This window comes from Rhodoferax antarcticus ANT.BR (assembly GCF_001938565.1).
Classification (GTDB): domain Bacteria; phylum Pseudomonadota; class Gammaproteobacteria; order Burkholderiales; family Burkholderiaceae_C; genus Rhodoferax; species Rhodoferax antarcticus.
In genome coordinates, this window is record NZ_MSYM01000008.1 from 228,641 (window position 1) to 253,186 (window position 24,546).

Annotated in this window: 26 protein-coding genes; 11 read left to right on the forward strand and 15 right to left on the reverse strand. The window is 60.6% G+C overall.

The genetic code is table 11. The annotated features are described in order from the left end of the window. The first annotated feature begins 158 nt into the window (after positions 1 to 158). Positions 159 to 2,246 (forward strand): polyphosphate kinase 1, encoded by a 2,088-nt coding sequence (ppk1, locus tag BLL52_RS06015; protein WP_241839027.1) that lies wholly within the window; start codon positions 159 to 161, stop codon positions 2,244 to 2,246. A gap of 20 nt (positions 2,247 to 2,266) precedes the next feature. Next, the gene (locus BLL52_RS06020; protein WP_075585791.1) at positions 2,267 to 2,743 is read left to right on the forward strand and encodes a SixA phosphatase family protein; all 477 of its coding nucleotides are present in this window, start codon (positions 2,267 to 2,269) and stop codon (positions 2,741 to 2,743) included. Between the two features lie 19 nt (positions 2,744 to 2,762). On the opposite strand, the gene BLL52_RS06025 is transcribed toward BLL52_RS06020, so the two are convergent. After that, positions 2,763 to 4,271, reverse strand: coding sequence for a Ppx/GppA phosphatase family protein (locus BLL52_RS06025; protein ID WP_075585792.1), 1,509 nt, complete (start codon positions 4,269 to 4,271; stop codon positions 2,763 to 2,765). 154 nt (positions 4,272 to 4,425) lie between these two features. On the opposite strand from BLL52_RS06025, the gene BLL52_RS06030 reads away from it, so the two are divergent. The 4 genes from BLL52_RS06030 (at position 4,426) to BLL52_RS06045 (ending at position 7,693) form a co-directional block, all read left to right on the forward strand. Further along, a complete protein-coding gene (locus BLL52_RS06030; protein ID WP_075585793.1) occupies positions 4,426 to 4,773 on the forward strand; it encodes an ArsR/SmtB family transcription factor in 348 nt (115 codons plus the stop codon). A gap of 67 nt (positions 4,774 to 4,840) precedes the next feature. Beyond that, positions 4,841 to 5,341, forward strand: coding sequence for an arsenate reductase ArsC (locus tag BLL52_RS06035; RefSeq protein WP_075585794.1), 501 nt, complete (start codon positions 4,841 to 4,843; stop codon positions 5,339 to 5,341). A 3-nt stretch (positions 5,342 to 5,344) separates the two neighbouring features. Beyond that, entirely contained in the window at positions 5,345 to 6,412 is a 1,068-nt protein-coding gene (gene arsB / locus BLL52_RS06040; RefSeq protein ID WP_173861768.1) for an ACR3 family arsenite efflux transporter, read from the forward strand. A 78-nt stretch (positions 6,413 to 6,490) separates the two neighbouring features. Next, on the forward strand, positions 6,491 to 7,693 hold the full coding sequence (locus tag BLL52_RS06045; RefSeq protein ID WP_075585795.1) for an ATP-binding protein: 1,203 nt from the start codon (positions 6,491 to 6,493) through the stop codon (positions 7,691 to 7,693). Positions 7,694 to 7,724: 31 nt separating this feature from the next. On the opposite strand, the gene BLL52_RS06050 is transcribed toward BLL52_RS06045, so the two are convergent. The 4 genes from BLL52_RS06050 to BLL52_RS06065 form a co-directional block, all read right to left on the reverse strand. Continuing rightward, a complete protein-coding gene (locus BLL52_RS06050; protein WP_083633811.1) occupies positions 7,725 to 8,225 on the reverse strand; it encodes a DoxX family protein in 501 nt (166 codons plus the stop codon). A 109-nt stretch (positions 8,226 to 8,334) separates the two neighbouring features. Then, positions 8,335 to 8,829: a hypothetical protein gene (locus tag BLL52_RS06055; protein ID WP_075585796.1), complete on the reverse strand. Its 495-nt coding sequence runs from the start codon at positions 8,827 to 8,829 to the stop codon at positions 8,335 to 8,337. 42 nt (positions 8,830 to 8,871) lie between these two features. Beyond that, on the reverse strand, positions 8,872 to 9,159 hold the full coding sequence (locus BLL52_RS06060; protein WP_075585797.1) for an HvfC/BufC family peptide modification chaperone: 288 nt from the start codon (positions 9,157 to 9,159) through the stop codon (positions 8,872 to 8,874). Beyond that, complete coding sequence (locus tag BLL52_RS06065; RefSeq protein WP_241839029.1) at positions 9,156 to 9,857, reverse strand: multinuclear nonheme iron-dependent oxidase; 702 nt, start codon at positions 9,855 to 9,857, stop codon at positions 9,156 to 9,158. Before BLL52_RS06065 ends, BLL52_RS06060 begins: the two co-directional genes overlap by 4 nt. Before the next feature lie 108 nt (positions 9,858 to 9,965). Between BLL52_RS06065 and BLL52_RS06070 the strand changes: the two genes are divergently transcribed. After that, the gene (locus BLL52_RS06070; protein WP_206744488.1) at positions 9,966 to 10,271 is read left to right on the forward strand and encodes a PEP-CTERM sorting domain-containing protein; all 306 of its coding nucleotides are present in this window, start codon (positions 9,966 to 9,968) and stop codon (positions 10,269 to 10,271) included. Positions 10,272 to 10,326: 55 nt separating this feature from the next. Here the strand turns inward: BLL52_RS06070 and BLL52_RS06075 are convergent, their stop codons facing one another. From BLL52_RS06075 to BLL52_RS06090, 4 genes are all read right to left on the reverse strand, one after another. Beyond that, positions 10,327 to 10,644, reverse strand: coding sequence for a Tn3 family transposase (locus tag BLL52_RS06075; RefSeq protein ID WP_075585800.1), 318 nt, complete (start codon positions 10,642 to 10,644; stop codon positions 10,327 to 10,329). 386 nt (positions 10,645 to 11,030) lie between these two features. Next, positions 11,031 to 11,957 carry a cation diffusion facilitator family transporter gene (locus tag BLL52_RS06080; RefSeq protein WP_075585801.1) on the reverse strand — a complete coding sequence of 309 codons (927 nt, stop codon included), beginning with the start codon at positions 11,955 to 11,957 and terminating at the stop codon, positions 11,031 to 11,033. Positions 11,958 to 12,107: 150 nt separating this feature from the next. Further along, entirely contained in the window at positions 12,108 to 12,419 is a 312-nt protein-coding gene (locus BLL52_RS06085) for a hypothetical protein (RefSeq protein ID WP_198930598.1), read from the reverse strand. A gap of 84 nt (positions 12,420 to 12,503) precedes the next feature. After that, a complete protein-coding gene (locus BLL52_RS06090) occupies positions 12,504 to 13,217 on the reverse strand; it encodes a c-type cytochrome (protein WP_083633812.1) in 714 nt (237 codons plus the stop codon). A gap of 172 nt (positions 13,218 to 13,389) precedes the next feature. Between BLL52_RS06090 and BLL52_RS06095 the strand changes: the two genes are divergently transcribed. Continuing rightward, complete coding sequence (locus BLL52_RS06095; protein WP_075585904.1) at positions 13,390 to 14,220, forward strand: GNAT family N-acetyltransferase; 831 nt, start codon at positions 13,390 to 13,392, stop codon at positions 14,218 to 14,220. A gap of 84 nt (positions 14,221 to 14,304) precedes the next feature. On the opposite strand, the gene BLL52_RS06100 is transcribed toward BLL52_RS06095, so the two are convergent. Next, positions 14,305 to 15,072, reverse strand: a complete 768-nt coding sequence (locus tag BLL52_RS06100) for a lysophospholipid acyltransferase family protein (protein ID WP_075585802.1) — start codon at positions 15,070 to 15,072, stop codon at positions 14,305 to 14,307. Between the two features lie 120 nt (positions 15,073 to 15,192). On the opposite strand from BLL52_RS06100, the gene BLL52_RS06105 reads away from it, so the two are divergent. Beyond that, positions 15,193 to 17,160, forward strand: a complete 1,968-nt coding sequence (locus BLL52_RS06105) for a PhoX family protein (RefSeq protein WP_075585803.1) — start codon at positions 15,193 to 15,195, stop codon at positions 17,158 to 17,160. A gap of 212 nt (positions 17,161 to 17,372) precedes the next feature. On the opposite strand, the gene BLL52_RS06110 is transcribed toward BLL52_RS06105, so the two are convergent. Both BLL52_RS06110 and BLL52_RS06115 read right to left on the reverse strand, forming a co-directional pair. Further along, positions 17,373 to 17,714, reverse strand: coding sequence for a beta/alpha barrel domain-containing protein (locus BLL52_RS06110; protein WP_075585804.1), 342 nt, complete (start codon positions 17,712 to 17,714; stop codon positions 17,373 to 17,375). Positions 17,715 to 17,720: 6 nt separating this feature from the next. After that, the gene (locus tag BLL52_RS06115; protein WP_075585805.1) at positions 17,721 to 18,209 is read right to left on the reverse strand and encodes an oxidoreductase; all 489 of its coding nucleotides are present in this window, start codon (positions 18,207 to 18,209) and stop codon (positions 17,721 to 17,723) included. Positions 18,210 to 18,615: 406 nt separating this feature from the next. On the opposite strand from BLL52_RS06115, the gene gap reads away from it, so the two are divergent. Beyond that, on the forward strand, positions 18,616 to 19,614 hold the full coding sequence (gene gap / locus BLL52_RS06120) for a type I glyceraldehyde-3-phosphate dehydrogenase (RefSeq protein ID WP_075585806.1): 999 nt from the start codon (positions 18,616 to 18,618) through the stop codon (positions 19,612 to 19,614). Between the two features lie 75 nt (positions 19,615 to 19,689). Here the strand turns inward: gap and glgC are convergent, their stop codons facing one another. From glgC to BLL52_RS06135, 3 genes are all read right to left on the reverse strand, one after another. Continuing rightward, complete coding sequence (gene glgC / locus BLL52_RS06125) at positions 19,690 to 21,000, reverse strand: glucose-1-phosphate adenylyltransferase (RefSeq protein ID WP_075585807.1); 1,311 nt, start codon at positions 20,998 to 21,000, stop codon at positions 19,690 to 19,692. A gap of 211 nt (positions 21,001 to 21,211) precedes the next feature. Beyond that, positions 21,212 to 22,213 carry an SLAC1 anion channel family protein gene (locus BLL52_RS06130; RefSeq protein ID WP_075585808.1) on the reverse strand — a complete coding sequence of 334 codons (1,002 nt, stop codon included), beginning with the start codon at positions 22,211 to 22,213 and terminating at the stop codon, positions 21,212 to 21,214. A 122-nt stretch (positions 22,214 to 22,335) separates the two neighbouring features. Then, entirely contained in the window at positions 22,336 to 22,884 is a 549-nt protein-coding gene (locus BLL52_RS06135) for a DUF2062 domain-containing protein (protein ID WP_075585809.1), read from the reverse strand. 216 nt (positions 22,885 to 23,100) lie between these two features. On the opposite strand from BLL52_RS06135, the gene yjjJ reads away from it, so the two are divergent. Further along, positions 23,101 to 24,438 carry a type II toxin-antitoxin system HipA family toxin YjjJ gene (yjjJ, locus tag BLL52_RS06140; protein WP_075585810.1) on the forward strand — a complete coding sequence of 446 codons (1,338 nt, stop codon included), beginning with the start codon at positions 23,101 to 23,103 and terminating at the stop codon, positions 24,436 to 24,438. Positions 24,439 to 24,546: the final 108 nt, after the last annotated feature.

Genomic DNA, 24,546 nt, shown 5'->3' on the forward strand with positions numbered 1-24,546 from the left:
AATAACCCTCTCAGGCCCGCATGACTGATACCGCCCCCACCCCCGCTGAACCAGTTCCTGGACCCGGTCCCGTGACCGTTATCGCCGCTGTGATCGCACCGCCCCCCGCAAAAGCGAAGGTCAAGGCGAGCACCAAGGCCAAAGCTAAGAACAAAGCCATGCCACTTCCGCCCCCAAAGCCAGTAGACACCAGTTGGCTGGACCGCGATGTGAGCCTGTTGACTTTCAACGCGCGGGTGCTGCACTGGGCCAAAAAGACCGACGTGCCGCTGTTGGAGCGGGTGCGTTACCTGACCATCGTGTCATCCAACCTGGATGAATTTTTTGAGGTGCGCGCCGCGCTGTACACCAGCCTGGCCAAACCCAAAGCCGCCTTGAGCGCCATCGACGCGCAAGCTCAGGAAGCCCTGAGCAAAGCCGCGCACTCGCTGGTAGAGGAGCAATACGCGCTGTACAACGAGGTTCTGATGCCCGCCCTGACCAAAGAAGGCGTGCGGGTGGTGCCCCATGGTGAGCGCACGCAGGCGCAGCAGCGCTGGGTGAAGTCGTATTTCGAGCGCGAGGTGCGCCCGCTGCTGCTGCCGGTCGGGCTGGACCCGGCGCACCCGTTTCCGCAGGTGGCCAACAAGTCGCTGAATTTCATCGTTCGCCTGTCAGGGCATGACGCGTTTGGCCGTGAGATCGACATTGCCATCGTCAAGGTGCCGCGCAGCTTGCCGCGCTTTATCCGTGTGCCGGACACACTGTCGGGCAAGCGCATGTTGTTTGTGTCGATCTCCAGCGTGATCCGCTCACACCTGAAAGACCTGTTTCCCGGGCGCGTGGTGGGTGAATTTTCGCAGTTCCGCGTCACGCGGCACTCGGACTTGTCGGTGGACGAAGAAGACGTGAAAAACCTGCGTACCGCGCTGCGCCAGGGGCTGGTGCACCGCAACTACGGCCAGGCGGTGCGGCTTGAAGTCTCGGCGGGTTGTTCTGAGCATTTGTCCGACCTGCTGCTGCGCCAGTTTGAGCTGCCCGCATCTGCCCTGTACCGGGTGCATGGGCCGGTGAATCTTGTGCGCTTGAGCCAGTTGATCGATCAGCTTGACCAACCCCAATGGCTATGGCCGCGTTACGAGGCCAGCTATCCGGTGCAGTTGTCCACCAACACGCCGATCTTTGAGCAACTGGCCGAGGGCGATGTGCTGATCCACCAGCCCTTTGAGAGCTTTGACGGCGTGCTGGCTTTTTTGCGCGAAGCCGTGTTTGACCCGCAGGTGCTGGCCATCAAACAGACGATTTACCGCACCGGCTCCGACTCGGTGCTGATGGAGCTGCTGCACCAGGCGGTGCAGCGTGGCAAAGAAGTGACCGTGGTGGTGGAGCTCAAAGCGCGCTTTGACGAAGAAGCCAACATCAACTGGGCCGAAAAACTGGAGTACGTGGGTGCGCAGGTGGTGTATGGCATCGTCGGCCTGAAAACCCACGCCAAGATGCTGCTGGTGTCGCGCCGTGAGGGACGCAACATTCGCCGCTACGCGCACCTGTCCACCGGCAATTACAACCCCAAGACTGCGCGGCTTTACACCGATCTGAGCTACCTCACCGCCAACCCCAAGCTCACTGCCGACATGGAAACCGTGTTCAGCCTGCTGGCCAACCAAAGCCGTATTCCCAAACTGGGCAAGCTGATTCTGGCGCCGTTTCACCTGCAGCGCAGCCTGATCGACTGGGTGGACAAGGTGGCCAAAGCCGCCGCTCAGGGCGTGCCCGGGCGCATCATCCTGAAGATGAACAGCCTGACCGACGAGCGCCTGATGGAAGCGCTGGTGCGCGCTGGCCAAGCTGGCGTGGAGGTGGATTTGATCGTGCGTGGTGCCTGCATGTTGCCCGCGCAACGCCCGGGGTTCACTGAACACATTCGAGTGCGCAGCATCATTGGCCGCTTTCTGGAGCACACACGGGTGTTTTACTTCAAGGCGGGTGCGCTGGAGGCGCTGTATTTGTCCAGCGCCGACTGGATGAACCGCAACATGCTGCGCCGGGTGGAGCTGGCCTGGCCGGTGGAAGACCCAGCTTTGCGCAAGCGCGTGGTGGACGAATGTCTGACCATGTACCTGGCCGACGCGGTGGACGTCTGGACGATGGCCCCCGACGGCAGCTACCACCAGCCGCATGTGGCGCGCCACCGCAGCGCCGACAAAGCCAAGCCGGCCCTTGGCGCACAAGGCAAGTTGATGGCACTTTATTCGGCCAAACCCTGATGCTATAAGCGGAGCTAGCTATGGATTTAATACTATGGCGGCACGCGCAGACGTTTGATGCCGAGCCCGGTGATGACGATTTGTCGCGCCTCCTCACCCCTAAGGGCGAAGGCCAGGCCGCGCGTGTCGGCAAGTGGTTGGACCGGCAGTTGCCCGACAGCACCCGTGTGCTGGTCAGCCCGGCGCGCCGCGCTGAGCAAACCGCCCGGGCGTTAGGGCGCAAGTTCAAGTTCCGCGACGAGTTGGCCCCCGACTGCCATGCCGATGAAGCCCTGGCCTTCATCCAGTGGCGCGCTGAAAACAGCCTGCCGCACAAGGGCTCGGTGTTGTTGGTCGGCCACCAGCCCATGCTCGGCCAGATCGCCGCGCGCCTGCTGGGCGTGGATGAATCCGCTTGCGACATCCGTAAAGGCGCGGTCTGGTGGCTGCGCAGCCGCCAGCGTGAGGACCAACTGCAGGTGTCGCTGCTGACCGTGATCAGCCCGGATCTGATTTGAGCGCGCGCACGCGCCGCGGCTACTGCACCAGCAGGTCAAAACGCCAGGGCAATCTTTGCCAGGCCAGGCTTTCCTGGCGCAGCAAGTGGGCCGACTGCGGGTAGCTCGTCACCCAGGCTGAGCTGGTGGTCAAGGCATAGCGCTGGCAGGTGGGGGTGTAGCTCAGGCTGACGCCGTCGTCCTGCGGGTCTTGCCGAGCGTGACACAAGATGACGGCCAGGCGCAGCGCCAGCAATTGCATGACAAAGCCAACTTCTTCAAAGTCGACACCGATCTTTTTCAGCTTGCCACGGTGTCCCAGCACCAGCAAGCCCAGGCGCTGCAGCTCCGGCAAACTGAAGCCAACGGTGTCGGCGTTTTGCAGAATGTAGGCACCGTGCTTATGGTAGTCGCAACTGGCGATGGCCATGCCAATCTCATGCAGCGTTGCGGCCCAGCCCAGTTTGCGCTGCAGGATGCGGGCGGCCTCCAGGCTGGTGGCATCCGGGCTGGTGGGCAGCATCTGCGTCAGTAAGCGGCCCGCCACCCGCGCCACGCGCTGCGCCTGCGCGCCATCTACTGCAAACTTTTGCGCCAGCCGCTGCACCGAGCTGTCACGCGCGTCAGTGTTATGGGCGTCGCGCTCGACCATCTCCAGCAGCACGCCGTGGCGCAGCGCGCCTTCGGCCACATGCAGGGTGTCAATGCGCAGCAGTTTCATCAACCCATGCAGCACGCTCACGCCGCCACCCAGCACGGCGCGGCGGTCGTCCTTGAGACCTTCCAGCGCTACCAGGTTGACGTTGCCCGCGCGCAGCAGGCATTTGACCAGCCAGTTCAGTCCGTCGCGGCTGATGAGCCCGGCCGGAAAACCGGCCTGCTGCAGAATCACAGCCACCGCAGCCACCGTACCGGAGGCGCCGTAAGCCTTATCCCAGGCGCTGCGCGGGTAGTTGGTGAGCGCGTCGTCCAGCACCGCCTGGGCGGCGATTTCAGCACGGTACAGGGTGGCTTCGGTGAACTCGCCATTGGGAAAGTACTTCATCGACCAGGCCACGCTCCCTACCCGGTAAGAGGCGGTCTGGGTGGCTTGCAAGTCATGGCCCAGCACCAGTTCGGTAGAGCGCCCGCCGATGTCGATCACCAGCCGCCGCTCGCTGTTTTGCGGCAGCAGTTGCGCCACGCCAAGATAGATCAGGCGCGCTTCTTCGGTGCCGGCAATCACCTCGATCGGAAAGCCCAGAATCTGGCTGCCGCGCTGGATGAATTCGTCGCGGTTTTTGGCCTCACGCAGGGTTTGCGTGGCCACCGCACGCACCTGCGCGGTGCTGAAGCCTGCCAGGCGTTCGGCAAAACGCGCCAGGCAATCCCAGCCGCGCGTCATGGCCTGCAGCGACAGGTTGCGTTCCTCGTCAAAGCCGTTGCCCAGGCGCACGGTCTCTTTCAGGTAGTCCACGCGCTGGATCTGGCCGTGGTCGTATTGCCCGATTTCAAGCCGAAAGCTGTTGGAGCCCAGGTCGATGGCTGCCAGGAAGGTACCGTTGTTCATAACAGCAGTTTACTTTTTTAGTGTGGCGGAAAAATGTCAAAGCTGTGTCAACGAGGATCTAACGGCCCAGACTGCGCATCAAATCGTGGTTTTGCTCACCTTGCAAGCATTCGGAATCGTTCTGTCTATTCAATAAATGTTGTATTATTGAAATATGAACACCGCCTCAGCCACCCCTATCTTTGAATCACTCTCATCTGCCGTACGGTTGGACATTTACCGCTTGCTGGTCAAGACCGGACCGCAAGGGCTGGTGGCCGGCGAAATTGGCAGTGCGCTGGGCATTGCGCCGACCAATTTGTCCTTTCACCTGAAGGCCTTGACGCACAACCAGTTGCTGGGCGTGGTGCAGGAAGGGCGCTTCCTGCGCTACCGCGCGAACTTGGCCGTGGTGCAGGAACTGATCACCTTTCTCACCGAGGAGTGTTGCACCGGCCAGCCGGAACAATGTGGCGAACTCTGCTCGCCCGTGGACTGCAGCGAAGGTACGTCGGCTCTCTGAAGAAACGCGCAAATAAAGAAACCAATTTTTTAACACAAGCTCTTGCCCAACTTCCAGGAACCCAAGCATGCCTGAAGCAACTCTCAATGTCCTGTTTTTATGCACCCACAACTCGGCGCGCAGCATTCTGGCTGAAGCCATCCTGAACCTCATTGGCAAAGGCCGCTTCAAGGGCTTTTCCGCTGGCAGCAGCCCGCGTGACAACCAGCAACCCAACCCGCTGGGCTTGCAGATGCTGCAAAGCGCGGGCATCTCTATCGACGGCCTGCACAGCAAATCATGGGACGAGTTTGGCCTGCCCGACGCCCCGCACATGGACCTGGTGATCACCGTCTGCGACAACGCGGCCGGTGAAGTTTGCCCCTATTGGCCCGGCCAGCCAGCTACCGCGCATTGGGGCTACGCCGACCCATCTGCTGGTGACGGTACTGATGCGCAAAAGTTGGAGGCCTTTCGTCAGACGCTGCTCGCGCTCATGCGGCGGTTGCAATTGCTGGTGAGCCTGCCTGTTGAAAAGCTACAAAAAACCATGTTGCAAAACACAGCCCGCGACTTGGCCAAGGCCTGAGTCATGAGTGCCCAATGTGAAGTGACCGGCAAACGCGCAGCCGGTGCGCCCATGAGCGTGTTTGAGCGCTATTTGACGGTGTGGGTGCTGCTGTGCATCGTGGTTGGCATTGGCCTGGGGCGGTTTTTGCCCGGTGTGTTTCAGACCATTGGCCGCATGCAGGTGGCGCAGGTCAACCTGCCGGTGGGCTTGTTGATCTGGGTGATGATCATCCCGATGCTGGTGAAGGTTGATTTTGGCGCCCTTCACGAGGTGCGCCAGCATGCTAAGGGCATCGGCGTCACGCTGTTTGTCAACTGGCTGGTGAAGCCGTTTTCCATGGCGTTTCTGGGGTGGCTGTTCATTCGCCAGCTGTTTGCGCCCTGGTTGCCGCCGGACCAGATCGACAGCTACATTGCCGGGCTGATTTTGCTGGCGGCGGCACCCTGCACCGCCATGGTGTTTGTCTGGAGCCGCCTCACCGGTGGCGACCCGCTGTTTACCCTGACGCAAGTGGCGCTGAACGACAGCATCATGGTGGTGGCGTTTGCGCCGCTGGTGGCGTTTTTGCTGGGCTTGTCGAGCATCATCGTGCCATGGGACACGCTGCTGGTGTCGGTGGTGCTGTACATCGTGATCCCGGTGATCCTGGCGCAGCTGCTGCGCAAAACACTGCTGGCCAAAGGGCCGCAGGCGTTTGAGGCGGCCATGGCGAAGATCGGCCCGTGGTCGATTACCGCGTTACTGGCCACGCTGGTGCTGCTGTTTGCGTTTCAGGGCGAGGCGATTCTTCGCCAGCCGCTGGTGATTGCGCTGCTGGCCGTGCCGATTCTGATCCAGGTGCTGTTCAATTCGGGCCTGGCGTATTGGCTGAACCGGGCGGTGGGTGAAAAGCATTCGGTGGCCTGCCCGTCAGCGCTGATCGGTGCGTCGAACTTTTTCGAGCTGGCGGTGGCCGCAGCCATCAGCCTGTTTGGCTTCAACTCCGGTGCCGCGTTGGCCACGGTGGTGGGCGTGCTGATTGAGGTGCCGGTGATGCTGCTGGTGGTGAATGTGGTCAATCGCTCCAAGGGGTGGTACGAGCGGGGTTAGCGCGCGGGCCTTGTGACACGCCTTGCGGAGTAAAATAATAACCCCGTTATTTGAACGTTTTGCGTTAAAATAACGGTGATGAAGCCTTCCATCATCCCGCGGGCTATCGAGTTTGCCATCCGTGAAAAGCTGGCTAATATGCCCGCGGTTGTCCTCCTGGGCCCGCGCCAAGTGGGCAAGACGACTTTAGCCCGCGCCATCGCCGCCGACTGGCCTGGTCAGTCGCTTTACCTCGACATGGAGCGCCCGGCGGATCGACGCAAACTCGACGATGCCGACAGCTACCTGCGCGCCCAGCAGGGCAAGCTGGTGGTGATAGACGAAATTCACCGTGTGCCGCAATTGTTTGAGGTGTTGCGCGGCATCATCGACGATTGGCGCGCAGCAGGACTGCGCAGCGGGCACTTTTTGCTGCTGGGCTCAGCTGCACTGGATTTGATGCAACAAGCGTCTGAAACCTTGGCAGGACGGGTGGCCTATCTGGAGGTGGCACCGCTAACCGAGGGCGAAGTGGGCAATGCCGCCCCACCCAACACCTTGTGGTTGCGCGGTGGTTTCCCTGACAGTCTTTTGGCTGCCACCGACACGGTCAGCCTGGACTGGCGGCGAGATTTCATTCGCTCCTACCTGGAGCGCGACGTGCCGATGTTCGCGCCGCGCTTGCCAGCGCCTGCCGTGGGTCGCTTGTGGACCATGCTGGCGCACAACCAGGGCGAATTGCTGGCGCAGTCCCGACTGGCGCAGGCTCTAGGCGTGTCGGTGCCCACCGTTGCCCGTTATCTTGACTTGCTGGTGAGTTTGCAACTGGTGCGCAGCGTGCAACCCTGGAGCTGCAATGCGGGCAAACGCTTGGTTAAAACACCCAAAACCTATGTGCGCGACAGTGGCATCGTGCACGCCCTGCTGGCGCTTGAAACCCTGGACGATGTTCTGGGTCACCCGGTTGCCGGGCACAGCTACGAGGGCATGGTGCTGGAGACCCTGATGCAAGTGGCCGGGCCGCGCTATGGCGCCTACTTTTACCGCACGCAAGATGGTGCCGAAATCGATCTGGTGCTGGCACGCGGCAACACGCCCGAGATCGCCGTGGAGGTCAAACGCTCCAGCGCCCCCAGTCCACAAAAGGGCTTTGCCATCGCCTGCGACGACCTGGCCATCACGCGCCGCTATGTGGTGTACCCCGGCGTTGAGCAATTCCCCTTGCGCCACGGTGCGCAGGCGATCAGCCTGGCAGGCTTGGTACAATTGTTAATGCCTAATCAGCCTGTAGCCCTCGTATAAATTGATTAAGCCGCTATTTAATAAATAGCATTTATCGCGTCAGGCCTGGCCAGCGGCGCAGTAGCAGGCTGTCAAGCGCCCAGCGCCCGCTGCCAAACAAGGCCAGCGCAACCAACAACACCCCCCAGGTCACATGCTGCTGCAGCGCGGCCGGGGCAATTTCGCTGAGCGACACCACCGCCACCAAGTTCACGAAGGACAAGCCCAGCGGCGCAAAGCGCCCACCCAGGCCCAGCAGCAGCAGCACCGGCAACACCAGTTCACCCCCGGTGCCCATGACGGCCGCCACCTGATGCGGCACCAGCGAAACAGAGTATTCGTCCTGAAACAGCGCCAGCGTGGTGTCCCAGTCGTGCAGTTTGGTCAGCCCGGATTTGAAAAATGCCTCGGCCACAAAACCGCGCGCGGCCAGTGCTGCCACGCTTTGCAGCGCGTCGAGCCGGGCGTTGGGCCCGTGAAACGGCCGCAGCGCCAAGCAAAGCCAGCCAGGTGCGGCGGCACTTGTGTTTGCCGGGGTGATGATGTTGGCCATGACGGGACTCCTGTTTTACGTATCAAATATGGCTCTAGCACTTACAGGTAAAGCGCTGGTAGCTATTGAAATAAAAGCAAGGTGTGATCTGCCAAGGTGCGCCAGCAAATCACACCAGAGCGCTGTCACCAGCGTTGACATTGGGCGCACCGGCTTGATCCAGCGCAATCAGGCGCACGCCAAGCAAAAGCCCCGTCTGCACAGCCATGGGCAGCCAGGCGTCCACGTCTAGCTGCGCAGCGGCGGCCAGCGCAGCACCCAGGCTGTGCCCCTGCGCCAGCGCGCCCAACCAACATGCTTCGCCCGGCCAGGCCTGGCGCAGCTGCGCGCGCAGGCCCACACGCCAAACCAGCGCGCACTCACCCACGCCTTCGCGCAGCAGCTGGCCAGCCTCGGCCAGCGTCGGGCGGTGCTGCAGATGCGCGTTGACGATGCTGACCACCGGCCAGTCGCTGGTCAGCACCGCGCAGCCCGGCGCCAGCCGCAATTGCAAGGCATCGGCACCGTGCTGACCCAGCAGCGCAAAGCTGGCGGCATCCTGCGTGGCGTTGGCCGCGCTGGCGCAGCGGTGCAGCGCCCACTCCAGCGCCGTTACGTCGGTCAAGTACGGTTCTTCGGCCAGCTGCGCGCTGCTGCGGACAAACGCTTACAGAGCCTCGCCCCATTGGCCGATGTCGCCGCGTTGGGGCGGCTGCTGGTGCCAAAAATCTTGCGCTAAAGCGGCAAAGCTCTCGCTGCCCAGCAGTTGCGCCAGCACCGGATACGCCGCCTGCAGCGCCCGCTGCGCCAGCGCGTGGCCATTGGCTTGATAGACTTTTAGGCCTCTAGCCCAGGTACTGTCTGCGTAAGAAGCTAGGTTGTTGATAGCAACATCGGGCGGCCAGTCGAACAGGCTGGCAAGCAAAGCTTGTTGCTGCGCGGCCAGCCGGTTCATGCCAGCACCTTGTGCGCAGGCATCTGTGCAGCGGCTCGGCCCGTGGCAGGCGCGCGGCTGGTCAGCTGCTGTGCGCCTACCTCACGCGCCAGTGCAGCTTCGTCCAGCAGCACTTGCAACGCGGGAATGTCGGTGTCCCACTCAATCAAGGTGGGCACTGGGCCAAAGCGGTCAACTGCGTGGCGGTAAATGTGCCAAACCGCCGCACAGACCCGGCTGCCATGGTCGTCGATGACGATCTCGTCAAGCGGCGCGCCGCCCGGCTCGGGCAGCACATGGCAATGCCCGGCCAGATGAATTTCACCCACATCACCCGGTGCAATGGCGTCTAGCCAGGCGCAGCAGTGCTGCACCGGGTCACCACCCTGGCCGTGAATGCGGGCGTTGAGCGCGTAGACATACAGGTTGTTCACATCGACCAGCAGCGCGCAGCCGGTATGCAGCGCCAACTGCGACAAAAAATCGGGCTCGGCCATGAAAGGCTCATCGGCCGCAGGCGTCCAACGCAGGTAGGCGCTGAGGTTTTCTACCAGAATTTGGCGCTGCAGTCGGTTTTGCACACGGCTCACATTGGCGCTCATCGTTTGCAAGGCGGCGGCGCTAAACGGCATCGGCAGCAGGTCAGCTGCGTGAATGGGGTCGGCGCCGCCATGCGGCCAGGCGGCGCGGGCAAAGCTGGCGTGGTCGCTGACACGCACCGGCTCCACCCGCTAACGGGTGCGATGGACGTCACGGCGTTGACAAACTCGACCGCTGATCAGACGGCACTGAAAAAAGCTGCCGTTTCAAAATCGTTGGTGCTAGACATGGTGTCCGTGCTAAATGCCAACAGCATCTCGTCGGATCAAATCCCATCAAAAATCGAAGGCCTGGCGTTTGGCGACGATGTAACCATCAGTGGGGAGATCAAGCACACCTTGTTTGTCTCTAACGATAACGATTTTGTGCCGGGTGTGGCCGGTGACAACAAATTCTTTGTCTTCGCCGTCTCGGATGCGAATCTGGGCACCCCCTTCGAGCAGCAGCACATTCCAGAGCCGCAAACCTTGTCATTAATGTTGCTGGGCTTGTGCTTTGCGGGCTACATCAAACGCAAAAAGTCCGCTTCCTAATAGGCCCGTCAGTAAGATTCGTATAAAGATTGGCCACATCGCCTAAATCTTCTATTTACAGGGTTGTCCTAGTCGGCATCGCATCGGGTTTCATGTCGGTTAGGTACTCGCCGAATCGCTTGAGCTTATTGGCGGTATAGGGGCTCAGGAAGGACCGATCGGCAGGACGGATATCGACGCCCTTGGAGTTGACGGTTGCGGCAAACAGGTCGTTGATCCTTGAGTGCCTGTCTGCGTTGTCGGATCGATAAAGCGTAAGTTTTTGCCAGCGCCGGATGCGCGGCATCAGTTCAATTCCCAGCAAGTACGCCAAGCCGAATACGGCCGCTGACTGGCCATGGGCAACTGTCGGGTAAAAGAAGCAGCGCCCCATGATCGAATGGCAGTTACCAAACAGTCCTACCCCGGCCCGGCCGCCGCAATTCACCAAGTGACCGGCTGACCATCGGGGTAGAAGGGATCTGATTGGCTGGTCACATTCCAGTCCGGCGTGGCTCGCACACCGTCAATTGTGTTCTGAGTGCGACAGTCGCCCAGCAGAGGCGTTCGTTCGCTGGTGAAAGACCGCGGTACGTCGGTTTGTTTCATCCAAAATGTGCAGGATGTCACGTTGCTTATGCGTGTGAAGGGCCAAGTGCGAGCGGCAGCAAACGCATTTGTTGACCACCGCAAAGACGTTGCACTTGGCGCAGTTCTAAATAACAAATAGCCTTCCAGCCCTTACCATGTAAGCGCTAGTAGCTATATCTATCAGAGCATCTACTGGCAGGCCGCACCCAGCCGTAAGCTGCATTGTTGCGCGTAGGCGGGTGTTTCCAGCTGCAGGGTGACGTGGCGAATCTCGAAGTGTTCGTGCAGTTCGTGCTCGGCTTCAAGCAGCAAGCAGGCACTGCTTTGCTCGCCGTCTTGCACCACCAGGTGCGCGGTCAGCGCAATATCGCTGGTGCCCATGGCCCAGACGTGCAGGTCATGCACTTCGGTTACGCCGGGCAAACCCAGCAGCAGTTGGCGCACAGCGGCCAGGTCCACGTCCTGTGGCACACCGTCAAACAGCAGGTGCAAGGATTGCCTGAACAGGCCCCAGGTGCCCCAGACAATCACCACCGCAATGGCCAGACTCATCACCGGGTCAATCCAGCCCCAGCCTTGCCACAGGTACAGCGCGCCACCAATGACCACGCCCAGCGACACCAGCGCATCAGCAGCCATGTGTAAAAACGCGCCGCGAATGTTCAGATCATCTTTTCGCCCGCGCATGAACATCAGCGCCGTGGCGGTGTTGATGACGATGCCCACCCCAGCCACGGCCATGATGGTCCAGCCCTGCGTCGGCTCGGGCGACTGCAGCCGCCCCGCCGCCTCCCAGCCCAGCGAGCCCATCGCCACCAGCAGCAGCAAGGCGTTGACAAAGGCCGCCAGGATGGACGCGCGCTTGAAACCGTAGGTGTAGCGGGCATCAGGGCGCACCTTGCCCGCCAGCGCACCGGCCCAGGCCAGCACCAGCCCGGCCACATCGCTCAGGTTGTGACCGGCGTCCGCCAGCAGCGCCAGCGAGTTAATCTTCCAACCATAAAACGCTTCAACCGCAACAAATACGGCGTTGAGCAAGATACCCACCGCAAACGCCCGGTTGAACGTGGCAGGGGCATGGACATCGGAGTGGCTGTGATTGTGCGATTGACTCATGAAACACTGCGGCAGATTAGCAAGATACTGTCATAGCCACACACGGCAGCCAAGGCGTGCAGGCCATCATGCGGGGTTGAGAAAAGCCACCGTTAGGCATGAAGGCGAATGTACCAGCGCCTGACAACGCCCACTATGGCCGCAGGGGCTTCACTGGATAAAGCCGCGCGCCTTCATGCGGTCACAGGCGTTGACCGTGGCAGGGGGAAGTTCAAGGCCCTTTTCCTTGGCGCGGACCTCCATTTGCGCATGGTGCTCGGTCTGGATGACTTTGCACTCGTCAAAAGTTTTGCTGGCATGGATTTTTTGCTGAAAATCGTTGCGCTCCTGAACGGTCATCAGCGTCCAGCCCACGGTGTTGTTGCGGTTCAGGCCATAACCTGGCCCGGCGGCCAGGGCAACAGTGCTACTGGCCAGCAGCAGGGCGGACATCAGGCTGGTACGACGGTTGATTTTGAACATGATCATTTCCTTTTTTCGCGGGCCGATAGTGGATTGCGGCACTGGCATGGGCCCGCTATTGCGCCCGCGCCGCGTTTGATCAGATCAGTGAAGCTGCGAGATGTAGGCGGCAACCGCCTCAATCTGGGCGTCTGAAAGGCGCGCGGCCATCATCGGCATCATCAGGGCGTGGCTACGCTGGCCGCTGCGCAGCTGCAGCAGTTGCGCTTGCAGATAACCCGAAAATTGCCCTGCCAAGAGCGGTGCCAGGGCACCGGGGCCTGGCGGTGGGTTGGCCAGGTGGCAATGGGTGCACGGCGGGTTGTGCTGGCTGATGTCACCCGCCTCAAAAACCCGCCGACCAGCGGCGATGAGCTTGCTGTCGCCATCATTGGCTGGCTTGATGGTCTGCGTGGCGTACCAGGCGGCCACGTTGCGCAGACTGTCTGGGTCCAGCTGGTGCGCAATCGGATTCATCAGGTCGTTTTGACGTGCATTGGTGCTGAAATTGGTCAGCTGCCGGACCAGGTAACTCTCTTTCTGGCCAGCTAGCTTGGGAAACACTGCGGCAATGCTGTTGCCATCCACACCATGGCAGGCCGCACATGTTTGCTCTGCCACCGCCTTGCCAAGTTTGGCATCGCCCGGCACAAACGCACTTAGGTTGGCCCAGGCCGCGCCTTGACCACCGCCTGCGCCCTGGCCCATGCCGCGCCCCATGCCTTGGCCGGGGCGCATACCCTGGGCGTTGGCTGAAGTGGCTCCCAGCAGCAGCACGCAAGTAAGAAGATAAGTGGCACGACGCATCAAAAAACTCATGGCGGTTTCTTTGTCTGTTATTTAGGTCACTTTGGCACAAATCGGTGGCGATAGCAAGGCGGCTGCTTGCGCCACCCAGAAAAGAGTCTACGTCACGGAAATGTCATCAATTCGCCATCAACCCGTCACCTTTGGGCTTGAGCATCAGGGCAACAACCAAGGAGCCACAAATATGAAAGAGCTACCCAACCCGACTTTTGCACTTTCCCCGGTATCGCTGCCCAGGGGGTCACTTCATCGACCCCAAGCTTTGGAAAATGTGGCAAGCGTTGAGCGCGGCGGTCTGCAAGTCACGTGGGCACGCCATGCGGACGAGGTCCGCCAGGCACAGCGCCTGAGGTACCAGGTTTTTGCCGAGGAAATGGGTGCCCGCCTGAGCACCACGGTGCCCGGCCACGATGTGGATTTGTTTGACAACTACTGCGAGCACTTGCTGGTGCGCGACGTGGCAAGCCAAGAGGTGGTCGGCACCTACCGCGTGCTGACCCCGGCACAGGCCAAGCGTGTTGGCAGCACCTACAGCGACACCGAATTTGACCTGGTGCGCCTGCGCCCCTTGCGTGAGCGCATGGTGGAGCTGGGCCGCAGCTGCGTGCACCCGGATTACCGCCACGGCGGCGTGATCATGGCGCTGTGGGGCGCGCTGGCCGAGTTCATGGTGCGCAACCAGCTCGACACCATGGTCGGCTGCGCCAGCATTCCGATGCTGCACAACGGTGTCGTCAGCGGTGATGTGGCGGCCAGCATCTGGCGCCAGTTGCAGGCCACGCATTTGGCGCCAATCGAGTTCCATGTACGCCCGCGCTTGCCACTGCCGGTGGACGAGCTCGACAGCAGTCTGGCGGTGGAGCCACCCGCGCTGATCAAAGGCTACCTGCGCCTGGGGGCCAAAGTGCTGGGTGCGCCCGCCTGGGATCCGGACTTCAACACCGCCGACCTGCCCATGCTGATGCGCATCCACGACCTGCCCGCGCGTTATCGCAAACATTTTTTAGGCGCCTGAGGCTGCCTTTGCGCCGCGCCGCACCGGCGAGCGTTAACCGAGTCAACATTGTTTGGCAAGCCTAAGTGGGCTGTTGCAGATGCCTCATATCAGGGGTGCTGCTGCTGGCTGGCGCAAGGCGTCAACCGCCCCGCGCACATCGCGCGCCAGCGCCCGGCGGTCCCGCCCCAGTACGTTTTGTGGTTCGCCAAATCGCACTGCCGCACACAAAGTAGGTACGGTCAGGGTGCGCCAGATCGACTGCAGCAAGCTGTCGTCGTTGATGTAGCAAGGCGCCAGACTGGGTTCGCCGCTGGCCGCATCAATAAACTGCAAGGCCACCGGCTGCACGGGCGCGCCCGCAGACACCGCTGCCTGAAATAAATTGGCGTGAAACGGCAGCAGCTGTGTGCCCTGGCTGGTGGTGCCCTCGGGGAAAATGGCCAGCAGGTCACCGGCTTGCAGATGCTCAGCCATCTGATGCACCACACGTACCGCGTCGCGGGGTGACTCGCGGGTGACAAACAGCGTGCCCAGACCGGTTGCCAGCGTGCCCAGCAGCGGCCAGTGGCTGACCTCGGCTTTGGCCACAAAGCGGCAGGGGCAAGTGGCCATCAGCACCACAATGTCCAGCCACGAGATATGGTTGGCCACCAGCAGCACCGGGCCGCGCTGCGCAGGCTCACCGCTCACTTCTAATTTAATAGCTAGTAGCGCAAGTAACGTAAGGGCCCAAGCCTGTTTTTGCTGTTGTTTTTGGTGCCAGTCCAGCCGGGGGAAAATCCGCTTGACCGTCCACCAGCCGAGTGCCAGATGCGAGCCGACGCGAACAAGTTTCCAGGTGGCTTGAGCCGTGTTGAACCGGTGTGTCATCCGCAGCGATTGTTCATAGGGCTGATGTCAATTTGATGACATTTGGGCTTCATGAAACTGTCATACAGTGTTCTTAAGATGCCTGACAGATCAACCCTACCTCACGGAGAACCACAGACCATGTCACAAGCAACACCTTCTTCACGCCGCCAGGCGCTCAAAATTTTTGCCAGCCTGCCCATGTTGCCGCTGGGTGCCCTGTCAGTGAGTTCATTGATGGCGGGCTGCGCCACGCCTGCGGGTGGTGCCGCTAGCGCAGCTGCGGGCACGGGCTCACCCTTCGCATCTGCTTCGTTTGTTGGCATGGCAGCACCCTCGCTGGCCAACCCGGCGGCCATGGCCACAACGCTGGTGAACTCCAGCCTGCAAGTCAAGTTGCAAGACGGCAGCACCCGGGCCTTCAAGCTGGCTTACAAGCCGTTTTTCATCACCGGTGAGCAGGTGCCCGATGGCAAAGGCGGCACGCTGCTGGCGGGTGGCTATGTGAATATTTTGAACAAGCCCATCATTGACAAGTCGGTATCGGGCAAGGAACGCCAGTTTTTCTCGGACTGCCCGGACGGCACCTCGCTGCTGCAACTTGCCAATCCGAAGGTGCCCGGCATCAAGGGCAAGGCGGTGTTTGCGGTGGTGCAGTTTGAGTACGCCAATGCAGACCAAAGTGGTGCCGATGCCTACGGCACACTGCCGTCACCAATTGCCGTGCTGACGCTCGATCAGGACCAGGCCACAGGCGCGCTCTCACTGGTCAAGTACCACAGCGTGAACACCTCCGAAGCACAGGGTATGTGGATCACCTGCGGCTCCAGCCTGTCGCCCTGGAACACCCATCTGTCGAGTGAAGAATACGAGCCCGATGCGCAGTTCATCGCCGACAACAAGCAGTTCAAGGCGTTCAGCAAAAACCTGTTTGGCGACGAGGGCGTGGCCAATCCTTACCACTACGGCCACCTGCCCGAGGTCACCGTCAACCCCGATGGCACTGGCAGCCTGGTCAAGCACTTCTGCCTGGGCCGCATTTCGCACGAACTGGTGCAGGTCATGCCCGACAACCGCACCGTGTTGATGGGTGACGATGCCACCAACAGTGGTCTGTTTGTGTTTGTGGCCGACAAGGAAAAAAGCCTCTCGGCTGGAACCTTGTACGTGGCCAAACTGGGCACCGGCTTTTCGATCAATCCGGCGGACGTCGGTGCCAAGTTGTCGTGGATCAAGCTCGGACATGCGACCAGCGCCGAGATCGAAAAAATGGCCAACACCTTGAAGCCATCCGACATCATGACGGTGCTCAAGGCCGACCCGCTGGACGCCAGCTTCACGAAAGTGTTCCACAGCGGCGCGGCCAACTGGATCAAGGTCAAGCCAGGTATGGAAAAGGCAGCCGCCTTCCTGGAAACCCACCGCTACGCCTACCTGATGGGCGGCAGCATGGGATTCTCCAAAATGGAAGGCACCACCGTCAATATCAAAGACAAAGTGGCCTACTCGGCGCTTCAAAACATGCAGGATTCGATGGTGAAAACCGGCAAGGGCTGGAACGCGGCCAGCGGCATTGCCCTGGACAAGGCGTTGATTGCCGGCGGCATCATGGCCAGTGCGCTGAATGGCGGCCAGAGTGACCAGACTGGCGCGGCCATCAAGAGCGAATGGATGCCCACCGCCATGCGTGCGCTGCTGGTGGGTGAAGACATTGCGCCTGACGCACTTGGCAATTTAGCTAATCCGGACAAAGTGTCCAACCCCGACAACCTGAAGTTCTCGGAAAAACTGCGCACCCTGTTCATTGGTGAAGACAGTGGCACCCACGTCAACAATTTCGTCTGGGCTTACAACGTCGACACCAAGCAGCTCAGCCGCCTGATGTCGATGCCATCCGGCGCTGAAGCCACCGGCCTGGGCGTGGTGGATGACATGAATGGCTGGATGTACATCACCAGCAACTTCCAGCACCCCGGTGACTGGCAGCCCAAACTGCACGGCAAGGTGCAAGCCACCCTGGACCCACTGGTGCGTGCCAACTACAACAACCGCTTTGGTGCCGCCGTGGGCTACCTGACGGCCGATCACACCGGGGTCAAGCTGGGCTGAGCGCGCTGCTGCTGGCCCACAACGCTTCAGCCACCCCGCAGCTTGCGCAGCTGCTGGGTGTGGCCGGGCGCAAACAGGCCGATCAAATCGTCCAGCAGCGCCTGCGCTTTGGCGCTGTGGTCGCCACCAAAGTTGCCACGTCCAGCGTCATTGCGCGATGCTCGGGCAGGTGTGAACGCACAAGTGCGACTATGCTATTAATGCAGTAGCTGTTACCCCGCCACGAACTTGGGCTGAGGCCGGAAATGTATGAAAGAGTTGCGCCACCGCCTGCAGGCCTGAACGCTCAACGGCCTGCAGGCACCGGCCAGGGCCGGCTCGGTGATCAGGCCCACGGCGGTGGTCACCATGGCGCTGCTGGCGCGAATGGCGCGCGCAGAAGGCACCTGGTAGTTCGCACCCAGCGCGATCTTCTGCTTTGGCGACACCCCGCTGGACGAGAAATGAATGAAGTCAAAGCCTGGCGCCTTCAGACGCTGGAAAAACACCTCGCTTTGCGCCAGATCCCAGCCGCCTTGCGCCCCGAGAGAGGCTGACAGGCGCAGGCCCAGCACGCTGTCTTAAGCAGCTCGCACCGCCGCAAACACTTCCAGCGGGAAGCGGATGCGGTTCTCAAAGCTGCCGCCATAGGCAACACTGCGCTGATTCGCTAGGGGCGACAAAAACTGGTGCAACAGGTAGCCATGGGCGCGGTGCAACTCGAGAGCGTCCACGCCCATGCGCTGGGCACGCTGCGCCGCGCGGACAAAGGCCTCGCGGTTGCGCACCAATTTCTGTGCACTGATCTCCAACGGCGGCGCTTCGGATGGCAACTGCGGCAAAGCCGATGGCCCTACCGTCTGCCAGCGTCCTTGCTCAGGGCAGAGCAGTTGCCCGCCTTCCCACGGCACGGCGCTGGAGGCCTTGCGCCCGGTGTGCACCAATTGCAGGCACCCCGCGGTGTGGCGTGCCAGCGCGCGGGCAAGGTGCAATTGGTCAGCCCGGGCGGCCTCGGTGGTGTCGTTCCACAGGCCCAGGCACCGGGGCGTGATGCGGCCTTGCGGCAGCACGGCGGTGGCTTAGATGGCGAACCGCGCAGCGCCACTGTTGAGCAGGTTGCCTCAGTGCATCCGATGCCGGTCGGTGGCGCAGCCATCCACCGCCTGGAATTGGCACATAGAGGCGCCACCACCAGGGGGTGGGCAAGGTGATGCCGCCACGGGGTGAGGGCAGATGCAGCGGCAAAATAAGCAGGCTCATGGTGTTTGAAAAAAGTGGCGGTGGGGGCTTGAAGCATGGCCCACCGCGGCGCCTGAGCGCGGCGCGGGGCAGGCTGCGGCACGTCTTGTAAATGCTTTGTTACCAGCGCTGTCGCTGGTCGGTAAAATGTGACCTAACCGCTTGAAACATGACCGCGCCGGACCAGTATGCCGTGCAAGCCACAGGTTGGTTTTATTAACTACCGGAGAAAAATCTATGACGATCAAGATTGGTATCAACGGCTTTGGCCGCATCGGGCGCAACGTGTTGCGCTCCGCCCTGCAGAATTTCAGCGACATTGAAGTGGTTGCCGTCAACGACTTGCTGGAGCCCGACTACCTGGCCTACATGCTGAAGTACGACAGCGTGCACGGCCGCTTCAAGGGCGAGGTATCGGTGGACGGCAACACCCTCATCGTCAACGGCAAGAATATTCGCCTGACGCAAGAGCGTGACCCGGCGAACCTGAAGTGGGACGAAGTCGGTGCCGACATCGTCATTGAATGCACCGGCATCTTCCTGGACAAGGCAGGCGGCGAGAAGCACTTGGCCGCAGGCGCCAAAAAAGTCATCTTCTCGGCACCGTCCAAAGACGACACCCCCATGTTTGTGTTTGGTGTGAATGACAAGACTTACGCTGGCCAGGCCATCATCTCCAACGCGTCTTGCACCACCAACTGCCTGGCGCCGCTGGCCAAGGTCATTCACGACAAATTTGGCATCAAGCGCGGCCTGATGACTACCGTGCACGCTGCCACCGCCACGCAAAAAACCGTGGATGGCCCGAGCAACAAAGACTGGCGCGGTGGCCGTGGCATTCTGGAAAACATCATCCCAAGCAGTACTGGCGCTGCCAAGGCAGTGGGCAAGGTGATTCCTGATCTGAACAAGAAGCTCACCGGCATGTCGTTTCGCGTGCCAATCAGTGATGTGTCGGTGGTTGACCTGACCGTGGAACTCAACACCGCCACCACCATGGAAGAAATCTGCGCAGAGATCAAGGCGCAATCCGAAGGCGCCATGAAGGGCGTGCTGGGCTACACCGACGAAAAAGTGGTGGCTACCGACTTCCGCGGCGAGACCCGAACCAGCGTGTTTGATGCTGACGCCAGCATTGCGCTGGATGGCACCTTTGTGAAATTGGTGGCCTGGTACGACAACGAGTGGGGTTACTCCACCAAGTGCCTGGACATGGTGCGTGTGGTCGCCAAGTAAACAGCGTCACCCTTTCAAAAAAGGCCCGGCTGCTTGGCAGTCCGGGCCTTTTTTTGGGACCTGTCTCTGTCTTTCTCAGCCGATCATCTCGATCTTCTGACCGAGCATGGCCGTCGTCACCAGCGTGATGCCGGAGTCGGTCACGTGAAAGCGCTTGCGGTCTTCCTCCGGGTTCACGCCAATCTGCGTGCCCTCGGGTAAGTGGCAATCGCGATCCAGAATGCATTTCTTCACCACGCAGTTCCGCTCAATCTGCACATTGGGCAACACCACCGAGTCTTCCACCAGTGAATAGCTGTGCACCTGCACGCCCGAGAAAAGCATTGAATGGCGCACCGAGGCACCACTGATGATGCAGCCGCCTGACACGGTGGAGTCCACCGCGCTGCCGCGCCGGGTGTCGTCGTCAAAAACAAACTTGGCGGGTGGGCGCTGCTCTTGCCAGGTCCAGATGGGCCAGTTTTGGTCGTAAAGGTTCAGCTCGGGCGTGACCTGTACCAGGTCCATGTTGGCCTCCCAGTAGGCGTCCAGCGTTCCCACGTCGCGCCAGTAGGCTGGCTTACCAGGCTCTTGCACACAGCTATCCGCAAAGTTCTGGGCAAAGGCGAGGTGCCGTTCGACGCAGTGGGGGATGATGTCTTTGCCAAAGTCGTGGCTGGATGTGGGATCGTCAGCGTCGCGGGCCAGTTGCTCAAACAAAAAGCGTGCGTTGAACACATAAATGCCCATGCTGGCCAAGGCCATGTCAGGGTTGTTGGGCGTGGGTTTGGGTTTCTCGGGTTTTTCCTGAAATTCGACGATGCGGCCGTCGTCTCGCACCGCCATCACGCCAAAGCCTTTGGCTTCTTCCAGCGGTGCCTCGATGCAGGCCACAGTGACATCGGCCCCGCTTTCCACATGCGCAAGTAGCAGTCGGCCGTAGTCCATGCGGTAGATGTGGTCGCCCGAGAGGATAAGCACATATTGTGGGTTGGTGTGGCGAATCTCGCGCAGGTTCTGGAAAACGGCATCTGCCGTGCCCTGGTACCAATGCGACTCGTCCACCTGTTGCTGCGCGGGCATGATCTCGATGAACTCTCCCAGGCGACCGTCCAGAAAACTCCAGCCCTGTTGCAGGTGCCGAATCAGACTTTGGGATTTGTACTGGGTGGCCACGCCCACGCGACGCACACCGGAGTTGACGCAATTGGACAGGGTGAAGTCGATGATGCGGAATTTGCCACCAAACGGCACGGCCGGCTTGGAGCGCCAGTCGGTGAGTTCGCGCAGGCGGCTGCCGCGGCCCCCGGCAAGCACCATGGCAAAGGTGTTGCGGGTCAGGTTGCTGATAAGTCGGGGGTCATTCTGGATGGCCGCACTGGAGCTGGATGCATCTGAGTTGGTCATTTTTGCGCCTGGTTAAGTTTCACTACGCCCTGTCGCTGGCTGAGCCAGCGCTCAATCATTGATTCTATTGATTTTTGTCAAACATACCCTATTTCGCACGCTGCTGCTCAGGGCCGGAGCCAGCCACCTTCAACGTAAAAATAGCTGCCAACCCTTTACTGGAAAGGGTTGACAGCTATATAAATGAAGACAAATATAAATATCAGCGAATTTACTCAGGCACGCAAATCTCGCCGCGCATCATGGCAATGACGGTCCGCACACAGACCACCGACACCAGCACAACCAGTACCGACAGCAACAGCGGGAACAACATGGCGAAGAAACTGCCACCCACTTTTTCCAGCATCACCGAGGTGGCAATCGTCAAAGCCGCCACCGGGAAGGTGTAGGCCCACCAAGGCAGGGCAAACGAGACTTTGATGAAATACTTGGCCTGGACGATCAGCAGCAGGGTAATAAACAGGGCAAAGTAATAAAAGATGCGTGCAGTGTCATCGACCACACCGTTATGCAGCTTGACCCACGAGATAAAACCCACTGCAGGCGGCGCAATCAGGATAAACAGCGTGGGCAGCAGCTTGGAGGGAATCATCGGGTGAAAGAAAAAGCGATTAAACAACACCGCCAGCAACGGTGTCCACATCATCAGCCCAATGCTGAAGTAAAACCACGACACCTCGGGATAACCCAGTGGCACACCCGCAATGGGCACCAGAATGTTGCCCACAATCGGGATGAACCACGCCGGGTTGCTGTGCTGCACCTGAAACTTTTCGTGGTGCATCCAGTTCGACAAAATAGCCAGAGTGAACAACAGTTGCACCGCAGACCCCACCGCCCAAAGGTAAAGCGACACACCCGGGTGATGCGACATTGAGGCAATCGCCAGCAGCAGCATGCCAATCGATATGGTCGGAAAGAAGCTCAGCCGAATCGGGTGATTGAATTCGGCAATGACGTGCTGGCGGTGCAGCACAAACTTGGCTAAGTAGGCCAGGCTGATGGCGACAAATACCAGCGCCGTCAATGCCAGCATCACCGCGCTGGGTGATACCGACCAAGCCCACAGGAGCTCGGCTTTTTCCAGCGCAATGGTGGTGCCAGCCAAGCCCATGACGATGGAGAACATGGATATCGGCATGTGTGCAAGGCGGCCGTGCGTAGCAGCGGGTGCGCCAGCAGGCGTTGTAGCTGCTGTGGTGGCATTCATAAAACTTTAATCTCCTGCAGGTAACTCAGCTTTAAATCATACAAGTGGTGCCCTCCCGGGCACGGTGACTTGAGTCACTTAACCAAGGTGCCACCGCACCCCAACCCGCATGCAAGGATCTGTCAGGGGATTTTGCGATGCGCTCTGCTGCGGCGTTTGGCCCAGACGCGCCAGCGCCACACCAACGAGATCGTCCCGTAGGTTAGCAAGCCCATCAGCACGGCAGTAATTGACAAGCCCACCAGCAGAGGTTTGCCGAGGCTGTTGATGCGCTGCCACGCGCTGATTTTTTCATCAACCACAGGTATCTGCGGATTGGCCAGGTTAATCGTCTTTGGGCGCTCTTTGCTGCCTGTGACCCAAACTCCCAAACGGTAGGCGCCGTAATAGATGGGGCCGAAAGTGACCGGATTGCTGACCAGGGTGCTGGCGACAGCCGTTGGCACATTGGCCCGCAGAACGATAGCCGCTGCCACTGAGAGCGGTATCTGCGCTACTGGGATCAGCAAACCAAAAAACACGCCCAAAGCCACGCCCATGGCCACCCCCCGACGCGACCAATGCCACAGTTTGGGTTCTTTCAGCCAGGGGCGCAACCATGCCAGCCAACGGTTGCCGAGTATCTGCTCGGGGGTTGGCAGGCGACTGAAATACTTGCCAGGTTTTGGCATCAACGGCTCCTTGCGCAACCCCTGATTTTAGCGGTCGCGCGGTGATTTATTTGACAAGATGTGGCCCCTTCGCGCAGCACTTTTCATGGATTGGCATGGCGGCTCGTTAGAGGGGCTGACAAACCGCAGGGTAAAAACGTTTATCTATTCATAAAAACCCATTATTTTATGAATCCATTGATTTTTAATATGAAATATCTATTCATATAATTATTCATGACCACTGCAACCGACCTCACCCAACAAGCTTTGCAGGCGCTGCGCCGCCAAGGCAGCGTGCTGACCAGTGCCGAGCTGCAAGCGCTTCTGGGCGTCAGCCAGCCCACCGTGTCGCGCGCCCTGTCTGCGCTGATCCAGTCGGGTCAGGTGCTCAAGGTGGGCGCGGCGCGTTCGCAGCGCTATGTGCTGGCGCGCAACGTGCCCGGCGTGGGCCGTGAGGTGCAGGTGATGCGCGTCAATGCACTGGGCCAGCCCGCGCCCTTTGCACGGCTGGTGCCGCTGGAAGGCGGCGCGTTCTGGGTCGATGAGGCCGACGGTGTCAGCGCCAAACATGACGGCCTGCCCTGGTTTCTGGACGACATGCGCCCGCAAGGTTTCATGGGCCGCACCTTTGCCCATGCCCACCCCGAGCTGCAATTGGGCAGCGACCCGCGCCACTGGAGTGATGACGACGTGCTGCGCGCCCTCACCCAGTTTGGTGACGACCTGCCCGGCAACCTGATCCTGGGCGAGGCCGCGTTTGCACGCTTTCACACCCTGCCTGAGCGCGCCAGCCGCGTCGATTCCGCGGCTGACTACCCGCGCCTGGCTGATGAAGCCATGCAAGGCACACACCCAGGTTCGTCGGCGGGTGGTGAGCAGCCCAAGTTCTGCACCATCAGCGCCGGGCGGGCAGTGCTGGTGAAGTTTTCCCCCGCAGGTGACAGTGCGGTGGACCAGCGCACCCGCGATCTGCTGGTGTGTGAACACCTGGCGTTACAAACGCTGGCAGAGGCTGGCATTTCCGCCGCGCGCACGCAAATTCATAGCGGAGAAGGCAGGTTGTTTCTTGAGTCCGAGCGTTTTGACCGCGTAGCCGCCACGCCCGGTCCGGCTGGGCAGCTTGGGCGAATTGGCATGGTCTCGCTGCAGGTGTATGACGCCAAGTACGTGGGCGAGATGGACAACTGGGCTGCCACCGCCAACCGCATGGTGGCGCGCAAGCTGCTCAACCCGACAGACGCCCGCACCCTGCGCCTGCTGGAAGCCTACGGCCAGCTCATCGCCAACACCGACCGGCATTACGGCAACATCTCGCTGCTGATCCAAGACGACGACTGGGTGCTGTCACCCACCTACGACATGCTGCCCATGCTCTACGCGCCAGTGGCCGGTGAACTGGTGGCGCGTGACTTTGCAGCACGACCGCTACAACCCACCGCCGCCACGCTGCCCGAGTGGCAACAGGCGCGTGCGCTGGCCGCCAGCTTCTGGCAAACCGCTGCGCTTGACGCTAGGGTGTCAGACGGTTTCAGGCAGATTGCTGTGCAAAATTTAAGCCATATTGGTCTGTAGCCCTTGTCCCATAAGCGCCAACAGCTATCAAATTAATATTAACTATGTTGCTGGCAGCCCGGTGCAGGGCGGGCACGACGCCGTCTACTGCGCGGTGTGTTGCGGCCA

Excerpts from the sequence above, each read along its gene's own strand:
- ppk1 (WP_241839027.1), top strand. The coding sequence starts at position 159 with ATGCCACTTCCGCCCCCAAAGCCAGTAGACACCAGTTGGCTGGACCGC.
- BLL52_RS06020 (WP_075585791.1), top strand. The coding sequence starts at position 2,267 with ATGGATTTAATACTATGGCGGCACGCGCAGACGTTTGATGCCGAGCCC.
- BLL52_RS06025 (WP_075585792.1), bottom strand. The coding sequence starts at position 4,271 with ATGAACAACGGTACCTTCCTGGCAGCCATCGACCTGGGCTCCAACAGC.
- BLL52_RS06030 (WP_075585793.1), top strand. The coding sequence starts at position 4,426 with ATGAACACCGCCTCAGCCACCCCTATCTTTGAATCACTCTCATCTGCC.
- BLL52_RS06035 (WP_075585794.1), top strand. The coding sequence starts at position 4,841 with ATGCCTGAAGCAACTCTCAATGTCCTGTTTTTATGCACCCACAACTCG.
- arsB (WP_173861768.1), top strand. The coding sequence starts at position 5,345 with ATGAGTGCCCAATGTGAAGTGACCGGCAAACGCGCAGCCGGTGCGCCC.
- BLL52_RS06045 (WP_075585795.1), top strand. The coding sequence starts at position 6,491 with ATGAAGCCTTCCATCATCCCGCGGGCTATCGAGTTTGCCATCCGTGAA.
- BLL52_RS06050 (WP_083633811.1), bottom strand. The coding sequence starts at position 8,225 with ATGGCCAACATCATCACCCCGGCAAACACAAGTGCCGCCGCACCTGGC.
- BLL52_RS06060 (WP_075585797.1), bottom strand. The coding sequence starts at position 9,159 with ATGAACCGGCTGGCCGCGCAGCAACAAGCTTTGCTTGCCAGCCTGTTC.
- BLL52_RS06070 (WP_206744488.1), top strand. The coding sequence starts at position 9,966 with ATGGTGTCCGTGCTAAATGCCAACAGCATCTCGTCGGATCAAATCCCA.
- BLL52_RS06075 (WP_075585800.1), bottom strand. The coding sequence starts at position 10,644 with ATGGGGCGCTGCTTCTTTTACCCGACAGTTGCCCATGGCCAGTCAGCG.
- BLL52_RS06080 (WP_075585801.1), bottom strand. The coding sequence starts at position 11,957 with ATGAGTCAATCGCACAATCACAGCCACTCCGATGTCCATGCCCCTGCC.
- BLL52_RS06085 (WP_198930598.1), bottom strand. The coding sequence starts at position 12,419 with ATGTTCAAAATCAACCGTCGTACCAGCCTGATGTCCGCCCTGCTGCTG.
- BLL52_RS06090 (WP_083633812.1), bottom strand. The coding sequence starts at position 13,217 with ATGAGTTTTTTGATGCGTCGTGCCACTTATCTTCTTACTTGCGTGCTG.
- BLL52_RS06095 (WP_075585904.1), top strand. The coding sequence starts at position 13,390 with ATGAAAGAGCTACCCAACCCGACTTTTGCACTTTCCCCGGTATCGCTG.
- BLL52_RS06100 (WP_075585802.1), bottom strand. The coding sequence starts at position 15,072 with ATGACACACCGGTTCAACACGGCTCAAGCCACCTGGAAACTTGTTCGC.
- BLL52_RS06105 (WP_075585803.1), top strand. The coding sequence starts at position 15,193 with ATGTCACAAGCAACACCTTCTTCACGCCGCCAGGCGCTCAAAATTTTT.
- gap (WP_075585806.1), top strand. The coding sequence starts at position 18,616 with ATGACGATCAAGATTGGTATCAACGGCTTTGGCCGCATCGGGCGCAAC.
- glgC (WP_075585807.1), bottom strand. The coding sequence starts at position 21,000 with ATGACCAACTCAGATGCATCCAGCTCCAGTGCGGCCATCCAGAATGAC.
- BLL52_RS06130 (WP_075585808.1), bottom strand. The coding sequence starts at position 22,213 with ATGAATGCCACCACAGCAGCTACAACGCCTGCTGGCGCACCCGCTGCT.
- BLL52_RS06135 (WP_075585809.1), bottom strand. The coding sequence starts at position 22,884 with ATGCCAAAACCTGGCAAGTATTTCAGTCGCCTGCCAACCCCCGAGCAG.
- yjjJ (WP_075585810.1), top strand. The coding sequence starts at position 23,101 with ATGACCACTGCAACCGACCTCACCCAACAAGCTTTGCAGGCGCTGCGC.